This window comes from Pseudomonas sp. MF4836, assembly GCF_002018875.1.
GTDB lineage: Bacteria > Pseudomonadota > Gammaproteobacteria > Pseudomonadales > Pseudomonadaceae > Aquipseudomonas.
Map to the genome: position 1 here is coordinate 127,672 of NZ_MVOL01000011.1, position 25,926 is coordinate 153,597.

24 protein-coding genes and 1 other RNA gene are annotated in these 25,926 nt (G+C 61.0%); 5 read left to right on the forward strand and 20 right to left on the reverse strand.

Annotated features, from left to right (window positions below; all coding sequences use genetic code 11):
- Window positions 1-86: 86 nt before the first annotated feature.
- Entirely contained in the window at window positions 87-1,628 is a 1,542-nt protein-coding gene (locus tag MF4836_RS24070) for a sensor domain-containing diguanylate cyclase (protein ID WP_078472393.1), read from the forward strand.
- A 61-nt stretch (window positions 1,629-1,689) separates the two neighbouring features.
- On the opposite strand, the gene lpxC is transcribed toward MF4836_RS24070, so the two are convergent.
- From lpxC to rsmI, 18 genes are all read right to left on the reverse strand, one after another.
- Entirely contained in the window at window positions 1,690-2,601 is a 912-nt protein-coding gene (gene lpxC, locus MF4836_RS24075; RefSeq protein ID WP_020297539.1) for a UDP-3-O-acyl-N-acetylglucosamine deacetylase, read from the reverse strand.
- Between the two features lie 112 nt (window positions 2,602-2,713).
- Window positions 2,714-3,904, reverse strand: coding sequence for a cell division protein FtsZ (gene ftsZ, locus MF4836_RS24080; protein WP_020297540.1), 1,191 nt, complete (start codon window positions 3,902-3,904; stop codon window positions 2,714-2,716).
- A gap of 90 nt (window positions 3,905-3,994) precedes the next feature.
- The gene (gene ftsA, locus MF4836_RS24085; protein WP_020297541.1) at window positions 3,995-5,254 is read right to left on the reverse strand and encodes a cell division protein FtsA; all 1,260 of its coding nucleotides are present in this window, start codon (window positions 5,252-5,254) and stop codon (window positions 3,995-3,997) included.
- A gap of 14 nt (window positions 5,255-5,268) precedes the next feature.
- The gene (locus MF4836_RS24090; RefSeq protein WP_078472394.1) at window positions 5,269-6,135 is read right to left on the reverse strand and encodes a cell division protein FtsQ/DivIB; all 867 of its coding nucleotides are present in this window, start codon (window positions 6,133-6,135) and stop codon (window positions 5,269-5,271) included.
- A 4-nt stretch (window positions 6,136-6,139) separates the two neighbouring features.
- On the reverse strand, window positions 6,140-7,108 hold the full coding sequence (locus MF4836_RS24095) for a D-alanine--D-alanine ligase (protein ID WP_078472395.1): 969 nt from the start codon (window positions 7,106-7,108) through the stop codon (window positions 6,140-6,142).
- Entirely contained in the window at window positions 7,105-8,562 is a 1,458-nt protein-coding gene (murC, locus tag MF4836_RS24100) for a UDP-N-acetylmuramate--L-alanine ligase (protein ID WP_020297544.1), read from the reverse strand. Before murC ends, MF4836_RS24095 begins: the two co-directional genes overlap by 4 nt.
- Window positions 8,555-9,625, reverse strand: coding sequence for an undecaprenyldiphospho-muramoylpentapeptide beta-N-acetylglucosaminyltransferase (gene murG / locus MF4836_RS24105; RefSeq protein ID WP_020297545.1), 1,071 nt, complete (start codon window positions 9,623-9,625; stop codon window positions 8,555-8,557). Before murG ends, murC begins: the two co-directional genes overlap by 8 nt.
- Window positions 9,615-10,832: a putative lipid II flippase FtsW gene (ftsW, locus tag MF4836_RS24110; protein WP_078472396.1), complete on the reverse strand. Its 1,218-nt coding sequence runs from the start codon at window positions 10,830-10,832 to the stop codon at window positions 9,615-9,617. Before ftsW ends, murG begins: the two co-directional genes overlap by 11 nt.
- A complete protein-coding gene (murD, locus tag MF4836_RS24115) occupies window positions 10,829-12,175 on the reverse strand; it encodes a UDP-N-acetylmuramoyl-L-alanine--D-glutamate ligase (RefSeq protein WP_078472397.1) in 1,347 nt (448 codons plus the stop codon). Before murD ends, ftsW begins: the two co-directional genes overlap by 4 nt.
- Before the next feature lie 5 nt (window positions 12,176-12,180).
- On the reverse strand, window positions 12,181-13,263 hold the full coding sequence (mraY, locus tag MF4836_RS24120) for a phospho-N-acetylmuramoyl-pentapeptide-transferase (protein ID WP_020297548.1): 1,083 nt from the start codon (window positions 13,261-13,263) through the stop codon (window positions 12,181-12,183).
- On the reverse strand, window positions 13,263-14,630 hold the full coding sequence (locus MF4836_RS24125; RefSeq protein WP_078472398.1) for a UDP-N-acetylmuramoyl-tripeptide--D-alanyl-D-alanine ligase: 1,368 nt from the start codon (window positions 14,628-14,630) through the stop codon (window positions 13,263-13,265). The genes mraY and MF4836_RS24125 overlap by 1 nt, the downstream gene beginning before the upstream one ends.
- On the reverse strand, window positions 14,623-16,086 hold the full coding sequence (locus tag MF4836_RS24130; protein ID WP_078472399.1) for a UDP-N-acetylmuramoyl-L-alanyl-D-glutamate--2,6-diaminopimelate ligase: 1,464 nt from the start codon (window positions 16,084-16,086) through the stop codon (window positions 14,623-14,625). The genes MF4836_RS24125 and MF4836_RS24130 overlap by 8 nt, the downstream gene beginning before the upstream one ends.
- Window positions 16,086-17,810: a peptidoglycan D,D-transpeptidase FtsI family protein gene (locus MF4836_RS24135; protein ID WP_178102983.1), complete on the reverse strand. Its 1,725-nt coding sequence runs from the start codon at window positions 17,808-17,810 to the stop codon at window positions 16,086-16,088. Before MF4836_RS24135 ends, MF4836_RS24130 begins: the two co-directional genes overlap by 1 nt.
- Entirely contained in the window at window positions 17,810-18,103 is a 294-nt protein-coding gene (ftsL, locus tag MF4836_RS24140; RefSeq protein ID WP_078472401.1) for a cell division protein FtsL, read from the reverse strand. The genes MF4836_RS24135 and ftsL overlap by 1 nt, the downstream gene beginning before the upstream one ends.
- The gene (rsmH, locus tag MF4836_RS24145; protein ID WP_020297553.1) at window positions 18,100-19,047 is read right to left on the reverse strand and encodes a 16S rRNA (cytosine(1402)-N(4))-methyltransferase RsmH; all 948 of its coding nucleotides are present in this window, start codon (window positions 19,045-19,047) and stop codon (window positions 18,100-18,102) included. Before rsmH ends, ftsL begins: the two co-directional genes overlap by 4 nt.
- The gene (gene mraZ / locus MF4836_RS24150) at window positions 19,044-19,499 is read right to left on the reverse strand and encodes a division/cell wall cluster transcriptional repressor MraZ (RefSeq protein ID WP_020297554.1); all 456 of its coding nucleotides are present in this window, start codon (window positions 19,497-19,499) and stop codon (window positions 19,044-19,046) included. The genes rsmH and mraZ overlap by 4 nt, the downstream gene beginning before the upstream one ends.
- Before the next feature lie 308 nt (window positions 19,500-19,807).
- An RNA gene (gene rnpB / locus MF4836_RS24155) (RNase P RNA component class A) lies at window positions 19,808-20,161 on the reverse strand.
- A 72-nt stretch (window positions 20,162-20,233) separates the two neighbouring features.
- On the reverse strand, window positions 20,234-21,106 hold the full coding sequence (gene rsmI / locus MF4836_RS24160; RefSeq protein WP_078472402.1) for a 16S rRNA (cytidine(1402)-2'-O)-methyltransferase: 873 nt from the start codon (window positions 21,104-21,106) through the stop codon (window positions 20,234-20,236).
- A 219-nt stretch (window positions 21,107-21,325) separates the two neighbouring features.
- On the opposite strand from rsmI, the gene MF4836_RS24165 reads away from it, so the two are divergent.
- The 4 genes from MF4836_RS24165 to MF4836_RS24180 all read left to right on the forward strand — a co-directional run bounded on the left by MF4836_RS24165 (window position 21,326) and on the right by MF4836_RS24180 (window position 24,784).
- A complete protein-coding gene (locus tag MF4836_RS24165; protein WP_078472403.1) occupies window positions 21,326-23,137 on the forward strand; it encodes a penicillin-binding protein activator in 1,812 nt (603 codons plus the stop codon).
- A complete protein-coding gene (locus MF4836_RS24170; protein ID WP_020297557.1) occupies window positions 23,137-23,508 on the forward strand; it encodes a YraN family protein in 372 nt (123 codons plus the stop codon). Before MF4836_RS24165 ends, MF4836_RS24170 begins: the two co-directional genes overlap by 1 nt.
- A gap of 104 nt (window positions 23,509-23,612) precedes the next feature.
- On the forward strand, window positions 23,613-24,206 hold the full coding sequence (locus MF4836_RS24175) for a phosphoheptose isomerase (protein WP_020297558.1): 594 nt from the start codon (window positions 23,613-23,615) through the stop codon (window positions 24,204-24,206).
- Entirely contained in the window at window positions 24,203-24,784 is a 582-nt protein-coding gene (locus MF4836_RS24180) for a BON domain-containing protein (protein WP_078472404.1), read from the forward strand. The genes MF4836_RS24175 and MF4836_RS24180 overlap by 4 nt, the downstream gene beginning before the upstream one ends.
- A gap of 62 nt (window positions 24,785-24,846) precedes the next feature.
- On the opposite strand, the gene MF4836_RS24185 is transcribed toward MF4836_RS24180, so the two are convergent.
- Window positions 24,847-25,266, reverse strand: a complete 420-nt coding sequence (locus tag MF4836_RS24185; RefSeq protein WP_078472405.1) for a ClpXP protease specificity-enhancing factor — start codon at window positions 25,264-25,266, stop codon at window positions 24,847-24,849.
- Window positions 25,267-25,282: 16 nt separating this feature from the next.
- Window positions 25,283-25,900, reverse strand: a complete 618-nt coding sequence (locus MF4836_RS24190; RefSeq protein ID WP_020297561.1) for a glutathione S-transferase N-terminal domain-containing protein — start codon at window positions 25,898-25,900, stop codon at window positions 25,283-25,285.
- Window positions 25,901-25,926 lie beyond the last annotated feature (26 nt).

Consider the following 25,926-nt stretch of genomic DNA (forward strand, 5'->3'; position numbering starts at 1 on the left):
GTGGCTGGGCAAACGCCAAGGCAATGACGGCTCTCTGTCACTCTGCTAGCGGCCTCCTTCCCCGTCCGCCAGCAGAAGCCAGAAACATGCGTGCACACAGTGCGACTCCTTCACGCCCGCCCCCCAGCCAATCCGAGTGGATGCTGCTGGCCGGCAGTTCCCTGACGGTCATCGCCATCCTGTGCATCGTGACCTACCTGCTGATCCGCGAACACGGCAGCGCCAAGTTGGTCGCGGTGCGCTCGGCCACGAACATCGTGCAATTGATCGATGCCGACGTGGAGCACAACGTCGAGCTCTACGACATCTCCCTGCGTGGCCTGATCGAAGCCACCCGCCTCAAGGATCTGGCCGGGATTCCGGCCGATGTGCGCCACCGGGTATTGTTCGATCGCGCCACCACCATGCCGCACAAGGGCGACATCCTGCTGCTGGACAACAAAGGCGACGTGGTGGCCGACTCAGCCTCGGTCATACCGCGCACAGACAATTTCGCCGACCGCGAATACTTTCAAGTGCATGTCGACAACCCAGACCCGCAGATGATGATCAGCCGCCCGTTCCGCAGCCGCAGCGCAGAACAGGATTGGCGCATCAGTTTCAGCCGTCGCTTGTCGTCCGAGCAGGGGGAGTTTCTCGGGGTGGCCGAGGCGGCCATGCGCCTGGATTACTTCAATGCGCTGTTCAAGACCCTGAGTGTCGGCCGTAATGGCTCGGTGAACCTGATCAGCAGCGACGGTTTTCTGTTGGCTCAGCAACCGCCCCTGGGCGACGACCTGATCGGCCGCGACTTCAGCAATCGACCGAACTTCATGCGCATTCTCAAGGAAGGCAACGGCAGCTTCAGCAGTGTTTCCAGCGTCGACCACAAGGCCCGGCTGTACACCTTCTCCCAGGTCGGCCAGTTGCCGCTGATCGTGATTGTTGCCCTCTCCACCGACGAAGTGTTCGCCGCCTGGCGCCGTACTGCCCTGGTGGTCAGCCTGGCGACCGGTATTTTGTGCATCGGCTTGCTGTGGCTGACCTGGCTACTGCGCCGCGAACTGCGCCTGCGCCAGCGCGCCGAGCGAGAGCTGGAGCAACTGGCCGCCACTGACGGGCTGACCGGGCTGGCCAACCGCCGCGCCATGGACCAGACCCTGGCTCGCGAGTACTCAAGGGCCCAGCGTTCAGGCAACAACCTGTCGCTGCTGATGATTGATGTCGACCACTTCAAGGCCTTCAATGACCGCCACGGCCACCAGTTGGGCGATATCGCCCTGCGTGCGGTGGCCGATGTGATCGGCGGCGGCGTGCGCCGTCCTGCGGATCTGGCAGCACGCTATGGCGGCGAGGAGTTCGCGGTGATCCTGCCGGAAACTACCATGGCCGGTGCCTGCGCCCTGGCCGAGCAGATCCGCGCCGGCATCGAACAGTTGGCGCCGGTAGGCCAGAACGCCACGCCGCTGACGGTGAGTATCGGGGTCGGCACCTGGTCGGCGGGCCAGGACATCAGCCCGGAAAACCTGCTGCGCAACGCCGACAAAGCCCTGTACCAGGCCAAATCCCATGGCCGTAACCGGGTGGTGGCCGACCTGGCCGCGAGCAGCCCGACGTCTGCGGCTGCCAGACTCTCGATGCCTGACTGACGGCCATAAAAAAAGGCCACCCGAGGGTGGCCTTTAAAAACAAAAGGAAAGAGAGTGTTACTTACACGGCCGCAACCGGACGCATGTAAGAGATCGGTGCAGTGCTGGCATCTTCGAAGGTCACGACTTCCCACGCATCTTTCTGTGCAATGAGTTTGCGCAGAAGCTGGTTGTTCAGTGCATGGCCCGACTTGAAGCCTTTGAACTCACCTATCAGGCTATTGCCCAGCAGGTAGAGGTCACCAATTGCGTCGAGGATCTTGTGCTTCACGAATTCGTCTTCATAGCGAAGGCCGTCTTCGTTCAGTACACCATCCGCGTCGACCACGATGGCGTTTTCCACGCTGCCGCCGAGTGCGAGGTTGTGCTTGCGCAGGTACTCGATATCACTCATGAAACCAAAGGTACGGGCGCGGCTGACTTCTTTTACAAACGAAGTGCTGGAAAAATCCACGCTTGCACTTTGGGTGCGGTCACGGAAAACCGGGTGATCGAAATCGATCTCGAAGCTCACCTTGAAACCGTCGAAAGGAACGAAAGTGGCGCGCTTGTCGCCGTCTTCCACTGTCACTTCGCGCAGGATACGAATGAACTTCTTGGCTGCGTCCTGTTCTTCCAGGCCGGCAGATTGAATCAGGAATACGAAGGGTCCAGCGCTACCATCCATGATTGGGACTTCGGACGCGGAGAGCTCGACGTAGGCGTTATCGATGCCCAGGCCGGCCATGGCCGAGAGCAAGTGCTCCACCGTGTCCACTTTGGTGTCACCGTTGACCAGCGTGGTCGACATAGTGGTTTCACCAACGTTTTCCGCGCGAGCAGGAATCTGCACCACAGGGTCCAGGTCGGCACGACAAAACACAATGCCGGTGTCTACAGGCGCAGGCTTGAGGGTCAGGTATACCTTCTCCCCGGAGTGCAGGCCTACACCTGTGGCACGGATAATATTCTTCAGGGTGCGTTGTTTAATCATGGCTTGGGCCGCTTCAGCGCAAATTGCGAACTGGTATCAACAAAGGCTGGCGATAATAGCAGACCAGACCTTTGCTGAACACCAATCACCCTAATACCCCTGATACATTCCATCAATCGGCCTGGCGACGCAGGAATGCCGGGATGTCCAGATAGTCCAGATCATCTTGCGGATTCAGCTTCGCCGCGGTCGCAGCGCTCGACTGAGCTTGATTGCGCATCACGGTTGGACGATCCAGGTCGCGGTAGTTCACCGACGGCAGCTCCTGACGCGAAGGCGCTGGTTGAGCCTGCGAAGCCATGGAGGTTTGCACGGTGTTGTCGATCACCTTCATCGGCTTCTCGATTTTCGCGCCCAGACCTGTTGCAACCACAGTCACGTGCAGCTCGTCGCGCATGTCCGGATCGATAACAGTACCGACCTTGACCATGGCGTGCTCGGAAGCGAAGGCTTCGATGATGCTACCCACGTCGGAGTACTCACCCAGGGACAGGTCAGGACCGGCGGTGATGTTCACCAGGATGCCGCGTGCACCTTGCAGGTTCACGTCTTCGAGCAACGGGTTGCGGATCGCCGCTTCGGTGGCTTCACGTGCACGGTTCGGACCGCTGGCGCAGCCAGTGCCCATCATCGCCATGCCCATTTCGCTCATCACGGTACGCACGTCGGCAAAGTCGACGTTGATCATGCCCGGACGTTTGATGATGTCGGAGATACCGCGAACGGCACCGGCCAGTACATCGTCAGCCTTGGCGAAAGCCGACAGCAGGCTGGCGTCCTTACCGAGGATGGTCAGCAGCTTCTCGTTGGGGATGGTGATCAGCGAGTCGACACTTTCCGACAGCAAGCGGATGCCTTCATCGGCGATCTGCATGCGCTTGCGACCTTCGAACGGGAACGGACGAGTCACGACAGCGACCGTCAGGATCCCCATTTCCTTGGCCACTTCGGCAATGATCGGCGCAGCACCGGTACCGGTACCGCCGCCCATGCCAGTGGTGATGAACACCATGTTGGTGCCCGCCAGGACCTCGGCAATGCGCTCGCGGTCTTCCAGAGCGGCCTGACGACCGACTTCCGGATTTGCGCCAGCACCCAGGCCCTTGGTCACGCCGGTGCCCAATTGCAGGATGGTCCGCGCGCCGATGCTTTTCAGCGCCTGGGCATCAGTGTTGGCGCAGATGAACTCGACGCCTTCAATGTTGCTCTTGACCATGTGATTGACCGCGTTGCCGCCGCCACCGCCAACACCAATAACCTTGATTACCGGGCTTTGCGGGATGTTGTCTACGAGTTCGAACATTTTCCCTCTCCTTTCATTTCTCTAGTTTTTTCGCCTACTGCCTACTGCTTTGTTGCGTGCCGCTTGAAACGTGTCGCTTGAAACCACTGCTTAGAAATTGCCTTGTACCCAGCTCTTTATGCGATCGAGCAAGGCGGCCTTGGGTTCTTCATTGCTGTAGCTGTCGCGGCTGCCGATGCCGGAGAACGAAATCCCGTCGGACTGTTTCTGCAGCCCGTACAGCAGCAAGCCGACGCCGGTGGAATAGATCGGGTTGCGCACCACGTCGGACAGGCCCTTGACGGTGTGCGGCACGCCCAGGCGGACCGGCATGTGGAAAATCTCTTCGGCCAGCTCGACCGCGCCTTCCATCTTCGAGGTACCGCCGGTCAGCACGATGCCGGCCGGGATCAGGTCCTCGTAGCCGCTGCGACGCAGTTCAGCCTGGATCAGGGTGAACAGCTCGTCGTAGCGCGGTTCGACCACTTCGGCCAGGGCCTGACGCGACAGCTCGCGCGGCGGACGGTCGCCGACACTTGGAACCTTGATGGTTTCACCGGCACCGGCCAGCTTGGCCAGGGCGCAGGCGTAGCGGATCTTGATTTCTTCGGCGTACTGGGTCGGGGTGCGCAGCGCCATGGCGATGTCGTTGGTCACCTGATCGCCGGCAATCGGGATCACTGCGGTATGCCGGATCGCGCCTTCAGTGAAGATCGCGATGTCGGTGGTACCGCCACCGATGTCCACCAGGCACACGCCCAGCTCTTTCTCGTCGTCGGTCAGCACCGAGTAGGCCGAGGCCAACTGCTCGAGAATGATGTCGTCGATTTCCAGACCGCAGCGACGCACGCACTTTTCGATGTTCTGTGCCGCATTGACCGCGCAGGTCACCACGTGCACCTTGGCTTCCAGGCGAACGCCGGACATGCCCAGGGGCTCACGTACGCCTTCCTGGTTATCGATCACGTAATCCTGCGGCAGGGTGTGCAAAACCCGCTGGTCAGCCGGAATCGCCACGGCCTGGGCCGCATCGAGAACCCGCTCGAGGTCGGCCGAGCTGACTTCACGATCACGAATCGCCACGATGCCGTGGGAGTTCAGGCTGCGAATGTGATTGCCGGCCACACCGACAAACGCCGAGTGAATGCGGCATCCAGCCATCAGTTGCGCTTCTTCGACGGCGCGCTGGATGGACTGCACGGTGGACTCGATATTCACCACCACGCCCTTCTTCAGGCCGCGGGACGGATGGGTACCGATACCGACGATTTCCAGCGTGCCATCGGCCCCGACCTCACCCACCAGCGCCACCACTTTGGAGGTGCCGATATCGAGACCGACGATCATTTTGCCGCTTTGCACATTTGCCATGGTCCTGCCTCTTCTTAATTCTTCGCGACGGCGGGTTGGGCCGTCGTGGGCGCTACAGGTTCCCGCCAGCCAACGGCCAGGCCGTTGGCGTAGCGCAGATCGATGCGCGCAATGTTCGTAATCTGTTCTTTCAGCGTTTTTTCATAAATGGCAATAAAGCGGCGCATCTTCTCCACCAGATGATCGCGGCCCAGCAACAACTCGATACCCGAGCCCGCACTGCCGGCCCCGGTCGTCAGGAACCAGCTGCCGCGCTCACGCAGCTCCAGACGAGCGATCGAGAAGCCCATCGGTCGCAGCATCTGACTCAACACCTGATACTGCTGCATCACTTGCTGCTGGGCCCGCTGCGGGCCGAACAACTGCGGCAAGTGTTCGTAGTTGGCCAATTCACGCGGCGTAAACGCCTGGCCCTGGTTGTTCAACAACGCCTCGTCGCCCCAACGGGCCACGGGCAGTTGCTCCTCCAGGCGGATAACCACCTGGTCCGGCCAGACGCGACGTACCTCGGCATGTGCGATCCATGGCATCTGCTCCAGCTCGGTACGCATGCTGGCCAGGTCAATGGTGAAGAAGCTCGCCGCCACGTAAGGCGCGATCCGCTGCTGCACCGCTTGCTGGCTGATGTAACTCAGGTCGCCCTGGACCGCGACCTTGGTGATCGGCCGGTCCGCATAAGGCAACAGGCGCTGCGCGCCTTCGTAAGTGCCAAAACCCAACGCCACCAGCAGCACCGGCCAGAACAGGGCCTTGAGGAAGCCGAAGTTGGCTTTGGGCAGGCGCACCGACATCGGCTCTTTAGCCACCATTCGGCTGGCACCCCGCGGCACCGGCTTGCGGCCGGGTGCGGGTGGCTGATGACGTAGCGATGCGCCTTGCATGGACTTAACCTCGCGCCTCTTCGTGACTGGCAACGCTCGCCGCCAGGATCGCCAATACCAATTGCTGGAAATCCAGGCCGGCCGCCCGAGCCGCCATCGGCACCAGGCTGTGATCGGTCATGCCAGGAGCCGTGTTGACCTCCAGGAACCAGAACTGCCCGTCGGCGTCCTGCATCACATCGGCACGCCCCCAACCGGCGATACCCAGCGCCTCGCAGGCTTTCGCCGTGAGGTCCATGAGCTCTTGTTCCTTGGCGCTATCGAGACCGCATGGGATCCGGTACTGGGTATCGGAAGCCACGTACTTGGCGTCGTAGTCGTAAAAAGTGTGGGGCGTGCCCAAGGCGATGGGAGGCAACACCTGGTCACGCAGCGTCGCGATGGTGAACTCCGGACCTTGAATCCATTGCTCAACCAAGACTTGCGAATCGTAGGTACTGGCCGCTTTCCATGCGTCGATCAACTCTGACGCGGAAGTCACCTTGGCCATACCGATACTGGAACCTTCATGAGCCGGTTTGACGATCAAAGGCAGGCCCAGTTCCGCCACCGCAGAAATACAGTCGGCTTCGCTGCTCAGCACGCTGTGGCGCGGAGTCGGAATACCCAGGCTGTGCCACACCTGCTTGGTGCGCAGTTTGTCCATGGCCAGGGCCGACGCGAGGATGCCGCTGCCGGTGTAAGGAATGCCCAGGCACTCCAGCAGGCCCTGCATGCTGCCGTCTTCACCACCACGGCCGTGAAGAATGATAAAGGCGCGATCGATCTTCTCGTTCAGCAGGCGCTGCAGGAAGTCATCACCGACGTCGATGCCGAACGCATCGACACCGGCGCTTTGCAGGGCCTGGAGCACGGCATTGCCGGACTTGAGCGAGACTTCGCGCTCGGCGCTCTTGCCACCGAAGAGCACGGCGACGCGGCCGAAGGCTTGCGGCTCGATGGTCGAGAACAGGTTGGCGTAGGCGCCGGTCATTTCGACTTCCCCTGTACAGCAGCCACAGCACCGGCAAACAGCGGGCTGCTCAATAGTTTCGGCGCGAGGCCGCCGATATCACCGGCGCCCTGGCACAACAGAATGTCGCCGGCACGCAGCAACGGCTTGACCAGCGGCGCCAGGTCGACGCCACGCTCGATGTAGATCGGGTCCAATTGCCCACGCTGACGAATGCTGTGGCACAGCTGACGGCTGTCGGCCCCCGGGATCGGCTCTTCGCCGGCCGGATAGACTTCCATCAGCAGCAGTACGTTGGCGTCCGCCAGGACCTGCACAAAGTCGTCGTACAGATCACGGGTCCGGCTGTAGCGGTGCGGCTGGTAAACCATCACCAGACGACGCTCAGGCCAGCCACCACGCACGGCCTTGATCACGGCGGCCACTTCAGTCGGGTGGTGACCGTAATCGTCCACCAGCATCACGTTGCCGCCTTCTACCGGCAGCTCACCGTAGACCTGGAAGCGACGACCCACGCCCTGGAAGCCCGAAAGGCCCTGGACAATGGCTTCATCGCTGACGCCTTCATCGCTGGCGATGCAGATGGTCGCCAGGGAATTGAGCACGTTGTGATTACCGGGCATGTTCACCGACACATCCAGTGGCGCCCGGTCGGGACGCAGCACGGTGAAGAAGGTCTGCATGCCTTGCTGGCGAACATTGATCGCCCGTACGTCGGCGTCTTCGCTGAAACCGTAGGTAACGGTCGGACGCTTGACCAACGGCAGGATCTCGCGAACCACCGGATCATCCAGGCAGACCACTGCCAAACCGTAGAACGGCAGGTTGTGCAGGAACTCGACGAAGGTTTTCTTCAGCTTGTTGAAGTCGCCGTCGTACGTTGCCATGTGATCGGCATCGATGTTGGTGACCACGGCCACCAGCGGTTGCAGGTGCAGGAAGCTGGCGTCGCTTTCATCGGCCTCGGCGATCAGGTAACGGCTGGTCCCCAGTTGTGCATTGGTGCCTGCTGCATTCAGCCGGCCACCGATGACGAACGTTGGGTCCAGGCCGCCAGCGGCAAACACCGATGCGATCAGGCTGGTGGTGGTGGTCTTGCCATGAGTACCGGCCACGGCGATGCCGTGGCGATAACGCATCAGCTCGGCGAGCATTTCGGCCCGCGGCACCACCGGGATCCGGCGCTCCAGGGCGGTGGCGACTTCCGGGTTGGAGGTGTTCACGGCACTGGACACCACCAGCACATCGGCACTGGCAGCGTTCTCGGCACGGTGGCCGATAAAGATCTGCGCACCGAAAGACTCCAGGCGCTCAGTGACCGGCGACGCCTTGAGGTCGGAGCCCGAGACTTGATAGCCCAGGTTCAGCAGCACTTCGGCGATCCCGCACATGCCCACGCCGCCGATACCGACGAAGTGAATACGACGGATGCGGCGCATTTCCGGCTGATGCATGGCTTTCTGGTTCTCAACCATGGGCCACCTCCAGGCAGATATCGACCACATTGCGGGTAGCATCGGGTTTGGCCAGGCGACGCGCGGCGTCGGCCATGTTGTTAAGTCGTTCCGGTTGCATCAAGACCTCTGTCAGGCGTGCGGCTAGATCCGCAGCACCAGTCGTTCTTTGCGGCATCAGGAAAGCAGCGCCTTCACGAGCCAAATAATCGGCATTGCGAGTCTGGTGATCGTCGATCGCGTGGGGCAAAGGCACCAGCATCGAGGGCAGACCGGCGGCAGCCAGTTCACTGACAGTCAGCGCACCTGCGCGACAGACCACCAGGTCGGCCCAGCCATAGGCTTGGGCCATGTCTTTGATAAAGGGCTGCACTTGCGCCTCGACGCCAGCGGCGCGATAACGCTCGGCAGTCACTTCATCATGGTTTTTGCCGGCCTGATGAAACACCTCCGGACGCAGCTCGGCCGCGACCAGCGCCAGGGCTTCTGGCAGCAATTTATTCAACGGTTCCGCCCCCAGGCTTCCGCCCAGAATCAGCAACCGCGCCTTGCGTCCGGCCAGGTCCTGGCGCGGGGTATCGAGGAACAGCTCGCGGCGTACCGGATTGCCGGTGGTGCGCCGGCTGTCGGAGGCAGCAAAGGTGTCCGGGAAAGCTTCGCAGACTCGGGCAGCCAACGGCACCAGCAGCCGATTGGCGGTACCGGCGACGGCGTTCTGTTCGTGAACAATTACCGGCACGCCGGACAGTTTCGCCGCGACGCCGCCAGGGCCAGTCACATAACCACCAAAACCCAATACACAGACCGGTTTCAGTTGAGCAATGATTTTGCGGGCCTGGAGCACGGCCTTGATCAGCACGAACGGGGCCTTGAGCAGGGACAACTTGCCCTTGCCTCGCAGACCGGTGACGTTGATCAAGTGCAACGGCAAGCCAGCGCCGGGCACCAGTTCGTTTTCGATGCCACGCGGGGTCCCGAGCCAATGCACGGTGTAGCCACGGGCTTCGAACTCGCGGGCACAGGCCAGGGCCGGGAACACGTGGCCGCCGGTGCCGCCGGCCATGATCAGCACATTAGCGCCCATGGCTTGGCTCCTCGGCGAAGTCGCTCTCGCTGAACTCCATCTCCTCGCTGCCCAGGTGGGTTCGACTCTCCCACTCGATGCGCAGCAGCAAGCCCAGACAGGCGCAGCAGATCACCAACGAACTGCCGCCATAACTGAGGAACGGCAGCGTCAGGCCCTTGGTCGGCAGCAGGCCGACGTTTACCCCGATATTGATCAGGAACTGACCAATCCACAGGAACGCCAGGCCATACGCCACATAAGCGGCGAAAAATTGCTTGGCCTTCTCGGCCCACAAACCGATGTACATGGCGCGCACGCAAACGAATACAAACAGCCCGACGGTAGCCAGCGAACCGACCACGCCCAGCTCTTCGGCGAGTACCGAGAACACGAAGTCGGTGTGGGCTTCAGGCAGGTAGAACTGCTTCTGCACACTGTTGCCCAGCCCGACACCCAGCCACTCACCACGACCGAAGGCGATCAGCGCCTGGGTCAACTGGTAACCGGAACCAAACTGGTCGGCCCAGGGGTCGGTGAAGGTAATCAGACGGGCCATCCGGTAGGGTTGGGCCTGGACCAGAATGGTCACCGCCGCCACTGCCAGCACTACCATCAAGGTGAAACGGAACAGGCCTACGCCGCCGAGGAAGAGCATGGCCGCGGCCGCCCCCATCATGACCACGGTGGCGCCGAAGTCGGGCTCCATCAGCAACAGGCCGGCCATGGGCAGGAGGACGATGAACGGCTTGAAGAAGCCCATCCAGCTTTCGCGCACTTCCTTCTGCCGCCGCACCAGATAACCGGCGAGGTAGATCACCACAAATACCTTGGCGATTTCCGAAGGCTGCACGTTGAAGAAGCTGAAGCCGATCCAGCGCATCGAGCCGTTGACCTCACGGCCGATACCCGGCAACAGCACCATCACCAGCAAACCAAAGGCACCAATCAGCATCAGCCAGCCCAGGCGCTGCCAGGTGGCGATCGGAATCATCATGGTCACGATGCACGCGCCCAGGCCGATCACCAGGTAAATCAGGTGGCGAATCATGTGATACAGCGGATTGCCCGATTGCACCGCGGCTACTTCAGACGAGGCCGAGGTGATCATCACCAGGCCCAGGCCGAGCAAGGCCAGGCAGCCGGCGAGCATCGGGAAGTCGAGGTCGATACCGCGCCCGGTAATGATCGGCGACGGATAAGGCTTGATGATGTTCCCGAGGTTCATGCCAAGCCCTCCACAGCCTGGGCAAACAGCTGCCCACGCTCTTCGTAGTTCTTGAACATGTCGAAACTGGCGCACGCCGGCGACAGCAGCACCGCATCTCCAGGCTCGGCCAATGCGCGGCTGCGCTCGACCGCCTCGAGCAACGACTGCACCCGAACCAACGGCACCGCGTCGCCTATCGCTGCGGCAATCAATTCACTGTCACGGCCCATCAACACCACGGCCCGGCAGTTGGCGGCGACCGGATTGCGCAGGTCCTTGAAGTCGGCACCCTTGCCATCGCCACCGGCAATCAGCACCAGCTTGCCGCTGATGTCCGAGCCCAGGCCTTCGATGGCCGCCAGGGCGGCACCAACGTTGGTGGCTTTGGAATCGTTGTAGTAGGCCACACCGTCCAGGTCTCGTACCCACTGGCAGCGGTGCTCAAGACCGGCAAAGGTCCGCAGGCTGGCGAGCATGGCATCGAAGGGCAGGCCAACCGCGTGCCCGAGGGCCAGGGCTGCCAGGGCATTGGACTGGTTGTGCGCGCCACGGATTTTCAGCTCGCTCACTGGCATCAGGTTCTGTAGGCCGAAGGCCAGGTACTTCTCGCCCTGCTCTTCACGCAGGCCGAACGCCTTGAAATCGGGCACGCCGAGACCGAAGGTCCAGCACGGCAAACCTTCACCGATCAATGGCCGGGTCAGCGCATCCTGGCGGTTGAACACCACTTGCCGCGCGCCACGGAAGATCCGGTGCTTGGCCAGGTGATAGGCCGGCAGGCCGCTGTAGCGGTCCATGTGGTCTTCGCTGATGTTGAGCACGGTGGCCACTTCGGCGTTGAGCTGGTCGGTGGTTTCCAGCTGGAAGCTGGAGAGTTCCATGACGTACAGCTCGACGTCGTCGCTGAGCAGGTCCAGCGCTGGAGTGCCGAGGTTGCCGCCCACGGCTACGCGTTTGCCCGCAGCAGCAGCCATTTCGCCGACCAGGGTGGTCACGGTGCTCTTGGCGTTGGAACCGCTGATGGCGACGATCGGCGCCTTCGCGTTACGCGCGAACAGCTCGATATCACCGGACAGCTTCACACCGCGGGCAGCCGCCGCTTGCAGGGCTGGGGTCGCCAAGGCCAGGCCGGGGCTCACGTAGAGCTCATCGGCGCGGCACAGGAACTCCACATCCAGCTCGCCACAACGCACTTCCACCTGCGGGTAGTCACGGCGCAGCGTGACCAGCTCCGGTGGATTTTCCCGCGTATCGGCCACGGCAAACGCCACGCCCCGGCTCGCCAGGAAGCGAACCAGGGACATGCCGCTCTTGCCGAGGCCGACAACGATGCGGAAGTGGTCAGAAGCGATCAGAGACACTCGTTCTACCTCAGCTTCAGGGTGGCAAGGCCGATCAACACGAGAATCACGGTGATGATCCAGAAACGGACGATCACGCGCGGCTCGGGCCAGCCCTTGAGTTCAAAGTGGTGGTGAATCGGCGCCATGCGGAATACGCGGCGACCGGTCAGTTTGAAAGAAGCAACCTGGATCACCACCGACAGGGTTTCCATCACGAACACGCCGCCCATGATGAACAGGACGATTTCCTGGCGGACGATCACGGCGATGGTGCCCAGGGCCGCGCCCAGCGCCAGTGCGCCGACGTCGCCCATGAAGACTTGTGCGGGGTAGGTGTTGAACCAGAGGAAGCCCAGGCCCGCACCGATCAACGCACCGCAGAACACAATCAACTCACCGGCGCCCGGCACGTAGGGAATCAGCAGGTATTCGGCGAATTTCACGTTACCCGACAGGTAGCAGAAAATGCCCAACGCGCCGCCGACCATGACGGTCGGCATGATTGCCAGGCCATCGAGGCCATCGGTCAGGTTGACCGCGTTGCTCGAACCGACGATCACGAAATAGGTCAGGACCACAAAACCGGCGCCCAGCGGGATGCTGATGTCTTTGAGCATCGGCAGGATCAGCGTGGTTTCCACCGCACTCGGTGCCGTGACATACAGGAAAATCGCCGCGCCCAGGCCGAACACCGATTGCCAGAAATACTTCCAGCGGCTTGGCAGCCCCTTAGAATTCTTCTCGATCACCTTGCGGTAGTCGTCGACCCAGCCCACCGCGCCGAACAGCAGGGTCACGATCAGCACCACCCATACATAGCGGTTATGCAGGTCGGCCCACAGCAGGGTGCTGATACCGATGGCCGACAGGATCAGCGCGCCACCCATGGTCGGGGTGCCGGACTTGGACAAATGCGACTGCGGGCCGTCATTGCGCACCGACTGGCCGATCTGCAGGCTTTGCAGGGTCCGGATCATCCATGGCCCCAGGAACAGCGACAACGACAGCGCGGTCAGCACACCCAGGATCCCGCGCAGGGTCAGGTACTGAAAGACCGCGAAGCCTTTGTGGAACTGTTGCAGATACTCAGCCAGCAGCAGCAGCATTAATGTTTCTCCGTACTTGAACCGCACAAAGCCGCGACGATGTTTTCCATCACCGCGCTGCGCGATCCCTTGATCAAAATGGTGGTATTTGGGTCTTGCTCGACGTTCAGTGCCGCAATCAGATCGGCCTGGCTGGCGAAGTGGCGAGCGTGCTCACCGAAGGCGGAGACGGCATGCGCCATCAGCGGCCCGACCGCGTAGAGGGCCGACACTTTGCCGGCAGCGTATGCCCCTACATCACGGTGCCCCTGCTCCGCCCACTCGCCCAACTCGCCGATGTCTCCGAGCACCAGGACGGTGCGGCCGGAAAAGCCGGCGAGTATATCAACGGCGGCGCACATCGAGGTGGGGTTTGCGTTGTAAGTGTCATCAATGACCCGCATACCGATTTTCGCCAATTGCGCGACGGTACGGCCCTTGACCGGCTGCACCGCATTCAAGCCGGTGGCGATGCCAAACAGGGAAATATCCAGGGCATGCGCGGCGGCGGCGGCGGCCAGGGCATTGGCCACGTTGTGCGTGCCCAACAGATTCAATTGCACCCGCTCCTGCCCCTTGGGACTGTGCAGGGTGAAGGCCGGGCAACCGCGGGCATCCAGGGCTACATCACTGGCGTGCAGGTCGGCGGCGCTATTGTTCAGGGCGAAGCTCAGCACCTGGTGATTACCGGCGCGGGCCTTCCAGATCGGGAATGCCTTGTCGTCGAGGTTGAGCACGGCGATGCCGGAAGCATCGAGCCCTTGCAGAATCTCGCCCTTGGCTTCAACGATTTTTTCCGGGCCGCCGAATTCACCAACGTGGGCCGTCCCGGCGTTATTGATCACGGCCACCTGAGGCTGGGTCATGGCCACGGTGTAGGCAATCTCGCCAATCCGCGAAGCCCCCAGTTCGATCACCGCCGCCGTGTGTTCCGGGGCCAGTTCCAGCAGGGTCAGCGGAGCGCCGAGGTCGTTATTCAAGTTGCCACGGGTCGCCAGCACGGGCCCGCGGGTGCGCAGGATACTGGCCAGCATTTCCTTGACCGTGGTCTTGCCGCTGGAGCCGGTAATGGCCACCACCGGTTTATCGAAGGCCGCACGGTTGAGTGCCCCCAACTGCCCCAGTGCGAGGCGCGTATCGCTGACCAGCAACTGCGGCAAGGTGCTGTCAGGCACCTCGCGTTCGACCAGTGCGCCGACTGCACCTTTGCTCGCAACATCGTTCAGGTAGTCATGGCCGTCGAACCGCGGACCGGTCAAGGCAATAAAGAGCTGCCCCGGCTTGATCGCCCGGCTGTCGATACTGACGCCATCAAAACTGCAATCCGCAGCAACCAGGCGCGCATTGAGTGCGGAGCTCAACTCACTGAGTTTCAGAGCCTTAAGCATGGGCCACCTCCCATGCAGTCAACGCCCTGTCAGCCTCGACCAGATCGGAGAAGTCATGGCGCTCGCCCTTGATTTCCTGATAGTCCTCATGGCCCTTGCCGGCCAGGACCACCACGTCGTCCGCCGAAGCACTGGCGATCAACTTGGCAATGGCCTGTCCACGTCCCGCGACGAAATCGACCTTATCCACCGCACTGAAGCCGGCCCGGATATCGTCGAAGATCAGCGCCGGGTCTTCGGTACGCGGATTGTCGTCGGTCACCAGTACACCATCGGCCAGGCGCTCGACCACTTGCGCCATCAGCGGACGCTTGCCGCGATCGCGATCGCCGCCGCAACCGAACAGGCACAGCAGTCGTCCCTTGGCGTGCGGGCGCAGGGCCAGCAGGACTTTTTCCAGGGCATCCGGGGTATGGGCGTAATCGACCACGACCAGCGGCTGGGTGCCGCCACCCAGGCGCTGCAAACGTCCGATCGGGCCCTCAAGCTTGGGCAGCACGCGCAGGATTTCGTCCAACGCATAATCCAGGCCGAGCAAGGCACCGACCGCAGCCAGTACGTTGCTCAAGTTGAAGCGCCCAAGCAGGGTGCTGCGCAAATGGTGCTCGCCTTGCGGGGTGACCAGGGTTGCGCGTACGCCGTCGTCGTCGAACTGCGCGTCTCGGCAGTACAGGTACGCCGAGCTGTCTTCAAGGCTGTAGGTGATCAATCGCGAGTCGTGTTTTTCAATCGCCAGTTGCCGACCGAACTCATCGTCGAGGTTGATCACCCGGCAACGCAGGTCGGACCAGCCGAAGAGCTTGGCCTTGGCCTCGCCATACGCCTGCATGGTGCCGTGATAATCCAGATGATCGCGGGACAGGTTGGTCAACACCGCCACGTCAAACGCCAGCGCGGTAACCCGCCCCTGGTCCAGGCCATGGGAAGAAACCTCCATGGCTACCGCCTTGGCACCGGCCTTTTTCAGGTCGGCCAACGTCGCCTGCACGGCAATAGGGTTGGGCGTGGTGTGCATGCCGCTTTGCAGCGCACCATAAAAGCCGCTGCCCAGGGTACCGACAATCCCGCAGTGCTGACCCAGCAGGTCCAGAGCCTGAGCCACCAACTGGGTAACGCTGGTCTTGCCGTTGGTCCCGGTGACCCCAATCAGGTTCAGGTGGCGGCTCGGATCGCCGTAAAAGCGCCCGGCAATATCCGACAACTGCGCCGCCAGGCCCTTGACCGGAATCAGCGGCACATCGGTGATCGGCAACACGGTGGCGCCTTCCACTTCATAGGCCACGGCAGCTGCACCACGCTTTAACGCGTCGGCAATGTGCTCGCGCCCGTCGAATTTCCCGCCCGGCACGGCGAGGAACAGATCCCCGGCACGTACGTTGCGGCTGTCCAGCGACAACTCACGGATCAACAGGTCGCGACCGGCATGGGCAAAAATCTTGTTCAGGCTAAGAGACATCAGCCGCGCCCTCCTTTGGCAGGTGCTGCATCGGCTTGCTGGGTAGGGGGCAAGTTGTCCGGGGTGATGTTCATCAGGCGCAGGGTGCCGGACATCACTTTGCTGAACACCGGCGCCGAGACCAGGCCACCGAAGTAGCCGGCCTTGCTCGGTTCATCAATCACCACCACGATCGCGTAGCGCGGGTCGCTCATCGGACCAAAGCCGGCAAACAGCGAGCGGTAGGAGTTTTCGGCATAGCCCTTGGTGCCAACCGATGTCTTACGTGCCGTACCACTCTTGCCCGCGACGTGATAAGCCGGGACCTGGGCACGGAACACGCCGCGCGGGGCCTCGATCACTTGCTGCAACATGCCTTGCATGGTTTTGGCGACATTTTCCGGAATCACCTGGGTGGTGTCCGGTGCCTTGTCAGTTTTGATCAGGGTCAGCGGTGCGATTCGACCGTTGTTGGCCAGCGCCGAGAACGCGTGAACCAGTTGGATCGCGGTCACCGACAGGCCGTAGCCGTAAGACAGCGTGGCCGTCTCGGCCTTGCGCCATTCGCGGTAGTTCGGCAGGTTGCCGACACGCTCACCCGGGAAGCCGAGGCCGGTGTCCTGGCCGAGACCGATCTTCTGCGCCAGGCGGAAAATGGTTTCGCCGCCGATATCGAAGGCGACCTTACTCATGCCCACGTTACTGGAATTGATCAGAATCCCGGTCAGATCGAGCACCGGGCCTTCAGTCTTGGAAACGTCGCGAATGGTGTATTTGCCCAACTGCAACGTACCGGGGTAAACCTCGACGGTATCGCTGGGCTTCCAGCGACCGGTTTCCAGGGCCGCACTCATGGAGATCGCCTTCATGGTCGAGCCGGGTTCGAATACGTCGATCATGGCGCGGTTGCGCATCATCGCCGGCTGCAGGTTGCGGCGGTTGTTCGGGTTGTACGTCGGCTGGTTGACCATGGCCAGGATCTCGCCGGTCTTGACGTCCATGATCACCAGGCTGCCAGCCTTGGCGCCGTTCTCGACGATGGCATTGCGCAGTTCGCGGTTGGCCAGGTATTGCAGGCGCAGATCAATCGACAACGCCAAGGGCTTGCCGGCCTTGGCGTTTTTGGTGACCTGGACATCCTTGATCAGCCTGCCACGCCGATCCTTGATGACCTGTCGTTTGCCGGCGACCCCGGCCAGCCATTCGTCATAGGCGAGCTCGACACCTTCACGACCGCGATCGTCGATGTCGGTAAACCCGACCATATGCGCAGTGACTTCACCGGCCGGATAAAACCGGCGGAACTCTTCGATGCCGTAGACCCCCGGCACTTTAAGGTCCAGCACGACTTGGCCCTGCTCAGGCGTCAAGCCACGCACCAGGTAAATGAACTCTTTATTGGCCTGCGCTTCGAGGCGCTCGGACAGGGCTTTTGGATCCTGGCCCAGGGCTGCAGCCAATGCCGGCCACTTGTCCTTGGCCGCCTGCATTTCCTTGGCGTTGGCCCAGAGGGTGGTGACTGGCGTACTGACAGCCAGAGGCTCACCGTTGCGGTCGGTGATCAAACCACGGTGGGCGGGAATCGGAATATGCCGGACGCTGCGCGCATCGCCCTGGCCCTTGAGGAAATCACGGTCGACCACCTGCAGGTCGACAATGCGCCAGGCGATTGCCGACACCATCACCGCCAGCAGCCCCAGGACCACTCGGAAACGCCATGGGTAGAGCGCGCCCTCGAGTTTCATCATGGCGCCACCATCCGCACTTCAGCAGCACCGGGGATGTGCATCTTCAACTGTTCGGTGGCCAGCACTTCAATGCGGCTATGGGCCGTCCAGGTACTTTGCTCGAGAATCAACCGGCCCCATTCAGCCTGGGCCTTGTCGCGCACGCTCAGTTCACCGTACAGCGAGTTGAGCAACTGACGGTTCCAATGCGCGCTGTAAGAGACAGCGATAGCGGAGACCAGCACCCCGATAAATAGCAGGAGCATGAAAAAGCTCCCGCCCGGGAGCGGTTTAGCGAAGAGCTTGCTCAACGGAGCTTCTCCGCCACGCGCATGACCGCACTGCGGGCACGCGGATTGGCTTTGAGTTCAGCCTCGGAAGCGAATTGCGCCTTGCCATGGACCTTGATCTTGGGCACGAAGGCTTCGAAACGCACCGGCAGGTTACGTGGCAGGTTATCGGTTTCACCCTTCACCAGGCGGCGCATGAACAATTTGACGATACGGTCTTCCAGCGAGTGGAAACTGATCACTACCAGGCGACCGCCCACTTCAAGAGACTCCAGCGCCGCCTCGAGGCCGGCTTCCAGGTCGCCCAGTTCGTTATTGACGTGAATGCGCAAACCCTGGAAAGCGCGGGTGGCCGGGTTCTTGCCCTTTTCCCACGCCGGGTTGGCGACTTTCAAGACTTCGGCCAGGTCGGCAGTGCGCTCGAATGGCTGGATTTCACGACGTTCGACCACGGCGCGCGCCATGCGACCGGAAAAGCGTTCTTCGCCGTATTCCTTGAATACACGGGCGATTTCTTCAACCGGCGCCGTGGCGATGAACTGCGCAGCGCTGACGCCACGAGTCGGGTCCATGCGCATGTCCAACGGGCCATCATTGAGGAAACTGAAGCCGCGCTCAGGGTCGTCCAACTGCGGCGAAGACACGCCAAGATCCAGCAGCACGCCGCTGACCTTGCCTGCCAGGCCGCGCTCGGCGACTTCCGAACCCAGCTCGGCAAAGCTGCGCTGCACAACGACAAAGCGGCCGTCTTCGGCCGCTAGCGCTTGCCCGGTGGCAATCGCTTGGGGATCCTTATCGAACCCGAGGAGCCGACCATCCGGCCCGAGCTTGCTGAGAATCAGCCGGCTATGTCCGCCACGTCCGAACGTGCCGTCCAGATAGCAGCCATCAGGACGTACGGCGAGGGCCTCGACGGCTTCGTCCAGCAGTACGGTGATGTGGTTAAAGCCGCTATCAATAGTCACAGGATCAAATCACGCAGTTCATCAGGCATAGAGCCCGGTTGTTGAATAGCAGCCAGGTCCGCTGCAGAAACAGCATTCCAGGCATCCTCGTCCCACAATTGGAACTTGTTCAGCTGGCCAACCAACATCGCGCGCTTATCCAACTTGGCATACTCACGCAGACGAGGCGGCACCAGGAAACGACCGCTGCCATCGAGCTCAAGGTCGACGGCATTACCAATCAGCAAACGTTGCAAACGACGGTTTTCTTCGCGAAGCGAAGGCAGTGCGCGCAGTTTGGTTTCAATCAGCTCCCACTCGTCGAGTGGGTAAACACATAAACAGGGATCAACGGCGTCGATCGTGACGATTAACTGCCCGGAACTTCGCGATTCAAGCTCGTCACGATACCGGCTCGGCATGGCGAGACGGCCTTTTGCATCGAGACTGATAGCGTTAGCTCCGCGAAACACGTCAGCGTTTCTCCAAATTTTAGCGTTTTACGCCCAAAAAACCCACTTCATGCCACTTTCCGCCACTTGCGCACACTATAGGAATGCGCCCACCACACCGTCAAGGCGCGGAGCGACGGAAAAGCCTTATAGAACGGAGATTTAGGAGACTAAAAGAAGGGGCAACGAGAATTTGGATGAGGTTTTGACCCATTAACTTGAAGCAGCTCAATGCGCTGCACTCAGAAGTTAAAGTGATTTGTTAAGAGTAAGATTTTTTCGGTATTACAAAAGCGCTTCTGCCAGTGATTCCAGCAGGGAGGGAAAAGGTGGAGAGTCGATCTGTAAGCCGGGTTCTGTCGAGGACAGTCATTCCTCTACGATGGCCATCACTGGACATCTTTAGCAACCTACCCGGTTCCAGCGCGGGCCACGCCTTGGAACCCTATTTGGTCTTGCTCCGAGTGGGGTTTACCTAGCCACGAACTGTTGCCAGACGTGCGGTGCGCTCTTACCGCACCTTTTCACCCTTACCGGCACCGAAGTGCTTAGGCGGTTATTTTCTGTGGCACTTTCCGTAGGCTCACGCCCCCCAGGCATTACCTGGCACTCCGCCCTATGGAGCCCGGACTTTCCTCCCCCCCCTAATTTTCATAGAGGGCAGCGACTGTCCAATCGACTCTCCGCCGCGCAGGTTAACGGCAGAGAAGCCGAAGAACAAGCGCTAAAAGCCTTTTGCCACTCTGCACCGGTGTTTATTCGCCCTTCTGTTTATCCAGGGCAATTTGGTACAGCACATTCTTGCGCTCGCCGGTGATTTCCGCGGCCAGCGCGGCGGCTCGCTTGAGTGGCATCTCCTTGAGCAGCAGGTCGAGAACTCGCATGGCCTCTGCACTGATAGCCTCGGCACTTTCAGGTACCGTCCAACCCGCCACCAGCACAACGCACTCCCCGCGCTGCTGATTACTGTCAGCCTCGACAAAACCACGCAGCTCGGCCAGCGGCAACCCCTTGAGGGTTTCGAAGGTTTTGGTCAGTTCCCGCGCCAGCAATGCAGGCCGCTCGGCACCGAAGACCAGCTCCATATCCTGCAGGCATTCAAGAATCCGATGGGGCGCTTCATAAAAGATCAGAGTTCTTGGCTCCTCCTTTAACAGCTCCAACCGGGCGCGACGCCCCACGGCCTTGGCCGGCAGAAAACCCTCGAAGATAAACCTGTCGGAGGGCAGCCCGGCCGCGGAGAGCGCAGCAATCAGAGCACAGGCTCCCGGAACTGGCACCACGTTGATCCCCGCTGCTCGCGCCTGGCGTACCAGGTGATACCCCGGGTCGGAGATGAGCGGCGTGCCAGCATCGGAAATGAGCGCCACGTTATCGCCCGCCAGCAAACGGGTGATAAAGCGACTGCCCTCGTCACGCTCATTGTGTTCATGACACGCCGCCAACGGCGTGGAAATACCGAAGTGCTGCAGCAGTCGCAGCGAGTGCCGGGTGTCTTCGGCCGCAATCAGGGCAACCTCGCGCAGCAGCTTCAGCGCCCGGGCACTGATGTCGTCCAGGTTGCCGATGGGCGTCGCCACCACATAAAGCGAGCCAGCAGCGGAATTCAAAGGACCTGGAGCAGTCAAAGCGCACACCTCTTGTTCGGCAAAAGCGCCATTGTAGCGCGTAGATGCCTGTGTAATGCGCCTGACAATCCCGGCATTACCCAGTCCTTTTGCGTCGTTTCTGGAGCACTGCAACATTTGCACGACCTAAATAGCCGGTTTATCGCCAGTAACATCGCGCCCCGGCCAGCGCTTGGGTACAATTCCAGGCTAATTTGATCGAGTATCGGGAACACTTACATGATCGCTTGCTTGCGGCTGTTTACTGCCCTCTGCCTGGCTACCCTTCTGGTGGCTTGCGCCAGCTCGCCCTCGTCCAGCCTTGGCGAACTTCCACGGACTCCGGACGCCAGCATCGAGCAACTGCTCGAACAGGCCGCCAACAGCAAATCACCCGACAAGGCCGCCCTTCTGCGCCTGAGTGCTGCCGACCTGGCCTATCGCCAGGGCAACGCCGGCCGTTCGGCACAGATTCTTCAGCAAGTGCCTATCGAACAACTCAAACCGGGACAGCAGGTCTTTGCCAGCACCTTGGCAGCAGAACTCGCGATGACCCGCAACCAGCCCAAGGCCGCCCTGGCAGCCCTGAGCCATCCAAGCCTGCAACGCCTCGGCGAATTGCCAGCCGATCAGCAGGTTCGCACCGGCACCGTACATGCTCGCGCATTCGAAGCTGACGGCCAGACACTTGCCGCCGCCCGCGAGCGTGTCGTGATTGCTCCCCTGCTCACCGGAGAGGCGGCCAGTAAAAACCATGAAGCCATCTGGGCACTGATCGCCGCCCTGCCAACCGACCAGTTGCAATCCGCCGGCAATGACGACCTCGCCGGGTGGATGAGCCTGGCCCTGGCCGTCAAATCCGCCGGCACCCTGGAGCAACAGCAAGCCGCCATCGATACCTGGCGCGCGCAGAACCCGAAACACCCCGCCGCAATTCAATTGCCGCAACCCCTGATCAAGCTCAAGGAACTGGCCAGCCAACCGCTGTCGAAGATTGCCCTGCTGCTGCCGCTGGATGGCCCCTGGGCCGCCTCTGCCAAGGCGCTGCGCGAAGGCTTCATGGCTGCCCACTACCAGGCTCAACAAGCTGGGCAAAATCCGCCAAGCATCGAGTTCTATGACAGCTCGCGCCAGACCTCGCTGGATGACTTCTACCGCAAAGCCCAGGCGGCAGGCGTGCAACTGGTGATCGGCCCGCTGGACAAACAGCAAGTCAAGCAACTGGCTGCCCGCCCGCAATTGCCCATCACCACCCTGGCCCTGAACTACAACGATGGCGAGCAGGCCCCGGCTCAGATGTTCCAGTTTGGCCTGGCCCCCGAAGATGAAGCACGCGAAGCTTCGCGCCGCGCCCGTGCTGACGGCCTGCATCGTGCCGCCATCATGATTTCGAAAGGCGATCGCGGCGAGCGTATGCTCAAAGCCTTCCGCCAGGACTGGGAAGCCAACGGCGGCACAGTGGTCGGCGTCGAACGCGTCGACAAACCTGTCGCCCTGGCCCAGCAGATCGCTGACCTGTTTCACCTGCGCCAAAGTGAAGGCCGCGCCAAGAGCCTGCAAAATACCGTAGGCACTCAGGTGGCAGCACAGCCGTCGCGGCGCCAGGACATCGAGTTTATCTTCCTCGATGCCACCCCACTGCAGGCCCAACAGATCAAACCTACGCTGAACTTCCAATACGCAGGCGATGTGCCGGTGTATGCCACCTCGCAGGTTTTCAGCGCCAGCGGCGATCAGGATCAGTACAACGACATGAACGGCGTATTGTTCTGTGAAACTCCGTGGCTGCTGGACGCCAACGATCCGCTGCGCAAACAAGTGACCGCACAATGGCCACAAGCAGGCGGCAGCCTGGGACGCCTGTTCGCCCTGGGCGTAGACGCCTATCGCCTGGCACCTCGCCTGGGTCAACTCAAGGCACTGCCAGACAGCAGAATCGAAGGTTACAGCGGCAGCCTGAGCATGAGCCCCAACCAGCGAGTCGAACGCCAGCTTCCCTGGGCACAATTTGTAAAAGGCCAGGTTACCCGCCTGCCCGATACTCCACGCTAATGCTCCAACGATCACGCCAGCAAAGCGGACGAGATGCAGAGAGCCATGCGCTCAGGCATCTCCAGCAACAAGGGCTGCGCCTGCTGGCGCAGAACTGGTTGTGCAAACGCGGCGAGCTTGATCTGGTCATGCTTGACGGCGATACAGTAGTATTCGTCGAAGTCCGCTACAGACAACACACGCAATGGGGTGGCGCACTCGGCAGTATCGATGCGCGCAAGCGGCAAAAACTGATACTCGCCGCGCAGTTCTTTCTGCAGAGCGAGCCTCGCTGGTCCAACCACCCCTGCCGTTTTGATGTGGTCGCCATAGACAGCGCCCCAGGCGCCGAACCCGAATTGAACTGGCTACGCAATGCCTTTGACAGCTGACCCAAGCTCTCGGGCACAGCCCATTTTCACCCAACACTTTTGCTCTTTGCTTTGCGAGCTGCACATTCACGTGCCGGAAAGCCGCGCCACTTAAGGTCACACAGATGGACATGCAATCCCGAATTCGCCAGCTTTTTCAGGCCAGTATCGACACCAAGCAACAGGCGATGGACGTACTTGCACCGCACATCGAGCAAGCCAGCCAAGTGATGGTCAACGCACTGCTCAACGAAGGCAAAATGCTTTCCTGCGGCAACGGCGGTTCTGCTGGCGATGCCCAGCATTTCTCTTCGGAGCTGCTCAACCGTTTCGAACGCGAGCGCCCAAGCCTGCCGGCCATAGCACTGACCACTGACAGCTCGACAATCACCTCGATCGCCAACGACTACAGCTACAACGAAATCTTTTCCAAACAGATCCGCGCCTTGGGCCAGCCCGGTGACGTATTGCTGGCGATTTCCACCAGCGGAAACTCGGCGAACATAATTCAGGCGATCCAGGCCGCACATGATCGCGAAATGATTGTCGTAGCAATGACCGGACGTGACGGCGGCGGCATGGCCTCGCTGCTGCTGCCCGAAGACGTTGAAATCCGCGTCCCGGCCAATGTCACCGCACGTATCCAGGAAGTCCACCTGCTGGCGATCCACTGCCTCTGCGACTTGATCGACAGCCAACTGTTCGGGAGTGAAGAATGACCGTTAATCGCCTTAGCCTACTGGCTTTGACCTTGTGCCTCGGTATCAGCGGGTGCAGCTCGGTAATCACCGCGAGCCGTGACACCCCCATCGAGGACGACCGTGGTACCCGCACCTTCGGCAGCAAGATCGACGACTCGCTGATCAAGACCAAGGTTGAAGTCAACGTCGCCCAAGCCGCCCCAGACCTGAAAAACGGCGCATCGCGCATTGGCGTGACCAGCTTCAACGGCGTGGTGCTGCTGGTTGGGCAGACCCCGCGCGAAGACCTCAAGGCACTGGCCGAACAGGCCGCCAGCAGCGTACAGCGCGTGAAGAAAGTGCATAACGAGCTGCAGGTCATGCAACCCATCACCCTGCTGGCCATCAGCAACGATGCGCTGCTGACCACCAAGATCAAGGCGCAGATGATGACCGACAGCAATGTCCCGGACTCGCGCATCAAGATCATCACCGAGAACGGCATCGTCTACCTGATGGGCCTGCTGACCCAACAGGAAGCCTCGCGCGCCAGCGATGTGGTGCAGGGCGTTTCCGGGGTTCAGAAAGTGGTGAAAGTGTTCGAGTACATCGACTGACGCATAAGCGACAGGCACAAAAAAGGCGATCCATCTGGATCGCCTTTTTTATTACCGCTGTATTACTTCACCACTTTCAAGCTGGGCCGACCGCTGGGGCGCGGCGGCTCGCTGTCTGGTGGCGGCATATCATCGTCCGCTTCGATCTCGTCGTCGCCATCCTCATCCAGAGGCGACTCCAGGTCGAACACCATACCCTGGCCATTCTCCCGAGCGTAAATGCCCAGGATGGCTGTTATGGGCACGTACAGGGTGTGCGGCACGCCACCGAAGCGCCCTTCAAAACTCACCGCGTCGTTATCCATGTGCAGATGACGTACGGCACTCGGCGAAATGTTCAGGACAATCTGTCCATCACTGGCAAAACCTTGTGGCACCTGCACCGCTGGGTAATCGGAATTGACCAGCATGTGCGGGGTGCAATCGTTATCTACAATCCACTCATAGAGCGCGCGGACCAGATAAGGTCGACTGGAGTTCATAGCGGCTCCTTAAGCCTTAGCGCATATCGCGTTCGACACCAGACAGACTCGCCTGGAAAGCCTCACGCGCAAACTGGCGCTCCATATAATCAAGCAGCGGCTTGGCTGGCCGCGGCAATTCAATACCCAGGATCGGCAGCCTCCAGAGTATTGGTAATAGGCAGCAATCCACCAGGCTTTGTTCCTCACTGAGGAAAAACGGCTTGTCCGCGAACAGCGGAGAAACCCCGGTCAGGCTCTCGCGCAGCTCTTTACGAGCCTGCACGCGAGCCGCTTCCTTGCTGCGTGAATCCAGAATCAGATCCACCAAACCACACCAATCGCGCTGAATGCGATGAATCAGCAGACGACTGTTGGCACGAGCCACCGGATAAACCGGCAGCAAAGGCGGATGCGGGTAACGCTCATCCAAATATTCCATCACGACGGTCGACTCCCACAACGCCAGGTCACGATCGACCAGGGTGGGCAAGCTCCCGTAAGGGTTCACTTCGATCAGCTTCGGCGGCTGACGGCCCGCCTCCACACTGATGATCTCGGCGCTGACACCCTTCTCTGCGAGCACAATGCGTACTCGGTGGGAATAGTGGTCGGCGGGGTCGGAGTAACAGGCCAACCGATTGGTCACGCCCATGGCGATCCTCCTCGCTTGTTGAAATT

What these genes read in the sequence shown, in the direction of transcription:
- MF4836_RS24090 (WP_078472394.1), bottom strand. Translation starts at nt 6,135, where the DNA reads ATGCAAGGCGCATCGCTACGTCATCAGCCACCCGCACCCGGCCGCAAG.
- ftsA (WP_020297541.1), bottom strand. Translation starts at nt 5,254, where the DNA reads ATGGCAAATGTGCAAAGCGGCAAAATGATCGTCGGTCTCGATATCGGC.
- murG (WP_020297545.1), bottom strand. Translation starts at nt 9,625, where the DNA reads ATGGGCGCTAATGTGCTGATCATGGCCGGCGGCACCGGCGGCCACGTG.
- MF4836_RS24070 (WP_078472393.1), top strand. Translation starts at nt 87, where the DNA reads ATGCGTGCACACAGTGCGACTCCTTCACGCCCGCCCCCCAGCCAATCC.
- ftsZ (WP_020297540.1), bottom strand. Translation starts at nt 3,904, where the DNA reads ATGTTCGAACTCGTAGACAACATCCCGCAAAGCCCGGTAATCAAGGTT.
- MF4836_RS24095 (WP_078472395.1), bottom strand. Translation starts at nt 7,108, where the DNA reads ATGACCGGCGCCTACGCCAACCTGTTCTCGACCATCGAGCCGCAAGCC.
- MF4836_RS24125 (WP_078472398.1), bottom strand. Translation starts at nt 14,630, where the DNA reads ATGCTTAAGGCTCTGAAACTCAGTGAGTTGAGCTCCGCACTCAATGCG.
- MF4836_RS24175 (WP_020297558.1), top strand. Translation starts at nt 23,613, where the DNA reads ATGGACATGCAATCCCGAATTCGCCAGCTTTTTCAGGCCAGTATCGAC.
- MF4836_RS24170 (WP_020297557.1), top strand. Translation starts at nt 23,137, where the DNA reads ATGCTCCAACGATCACGCCAGCAAAGCGGACGAGATGCAGAGAGCCAT.
- MF4836_RS24180 (WP_078472404.1), top strand. Translation starts at nt 24,203, where the DNA reads ATGACCGTTAATCGCCTTAGCCTACTGGCTTTGACCTTGTGCCTCGGT.
- MF4836_RS24135 (WP_178102983.1), bottom strand. Translation starts at nt 17,810, where the DNA reads ATGAAACTCGAGGGCGCGCTCTACCCATGGCGTTTCCGAGTGGTCCTG.
- ftsW (WP_078472396.1), bottom strand. Translation starts at nt 10,832, where the DNA reads ATGAACCTCGGGAACATCATCAAGCCTTATCCGTCGCCGATCATTACC.
- mraY (WP_020297548.1), bottom strand. Translation starts at nt 13,263, where the DNA reads ATGCTGCTGCTGCTGGCTGAGTATCTGCAACAGTTCCACAAAGGCTTC.
- murC (WP_020297544.1), bottom strand. Translation starts at nt 8,562, where the DNA reads ATGGTTGAGAACCAGAAAGCCATGCATCAGCCGGAAATGCGCCGCATC.
- MF4836_RS24190 (WP_020297561.1), bottom strand. Translation starts at nt 25,900, where the DNA reads ATGGGCGTGACCAATCGGTTGGCCTGTTACTCCGACCCCGCCGACCAC.
- MF4836_RS24185 (WP_078472405.1), bottom strand. Translation starts at nt 25,266, where the DNA reads ATGAACTCCAGTCGACCTTATCTGGTCCGCGCGCTCTATGAGTGGATT.
- lpxC (WP_020297539.1), bottom strand. Translation starts at nt 2,601, where the DNA reads ATGATTAAACAACGCACCCTGAAGAATATTATCCGTGCCACAGGTGTA.
- MF4836_RS24165 (WP_078472403.1), top strand. Translation starts at nt 21,326, where the DNA reads ATGATCGCTTGCTTGCGGCTGTTTACTGCCCTCTGCCTGGCTACCCTT.
- MF4836_RS24130 (WP_078472399.1), bottom strand. Translation starts at nt 16,086, where the DNA reads ATGTCTCTTAGCCTGAACAAGATTTTTGCCCATGCCGGTCGCGACCTG.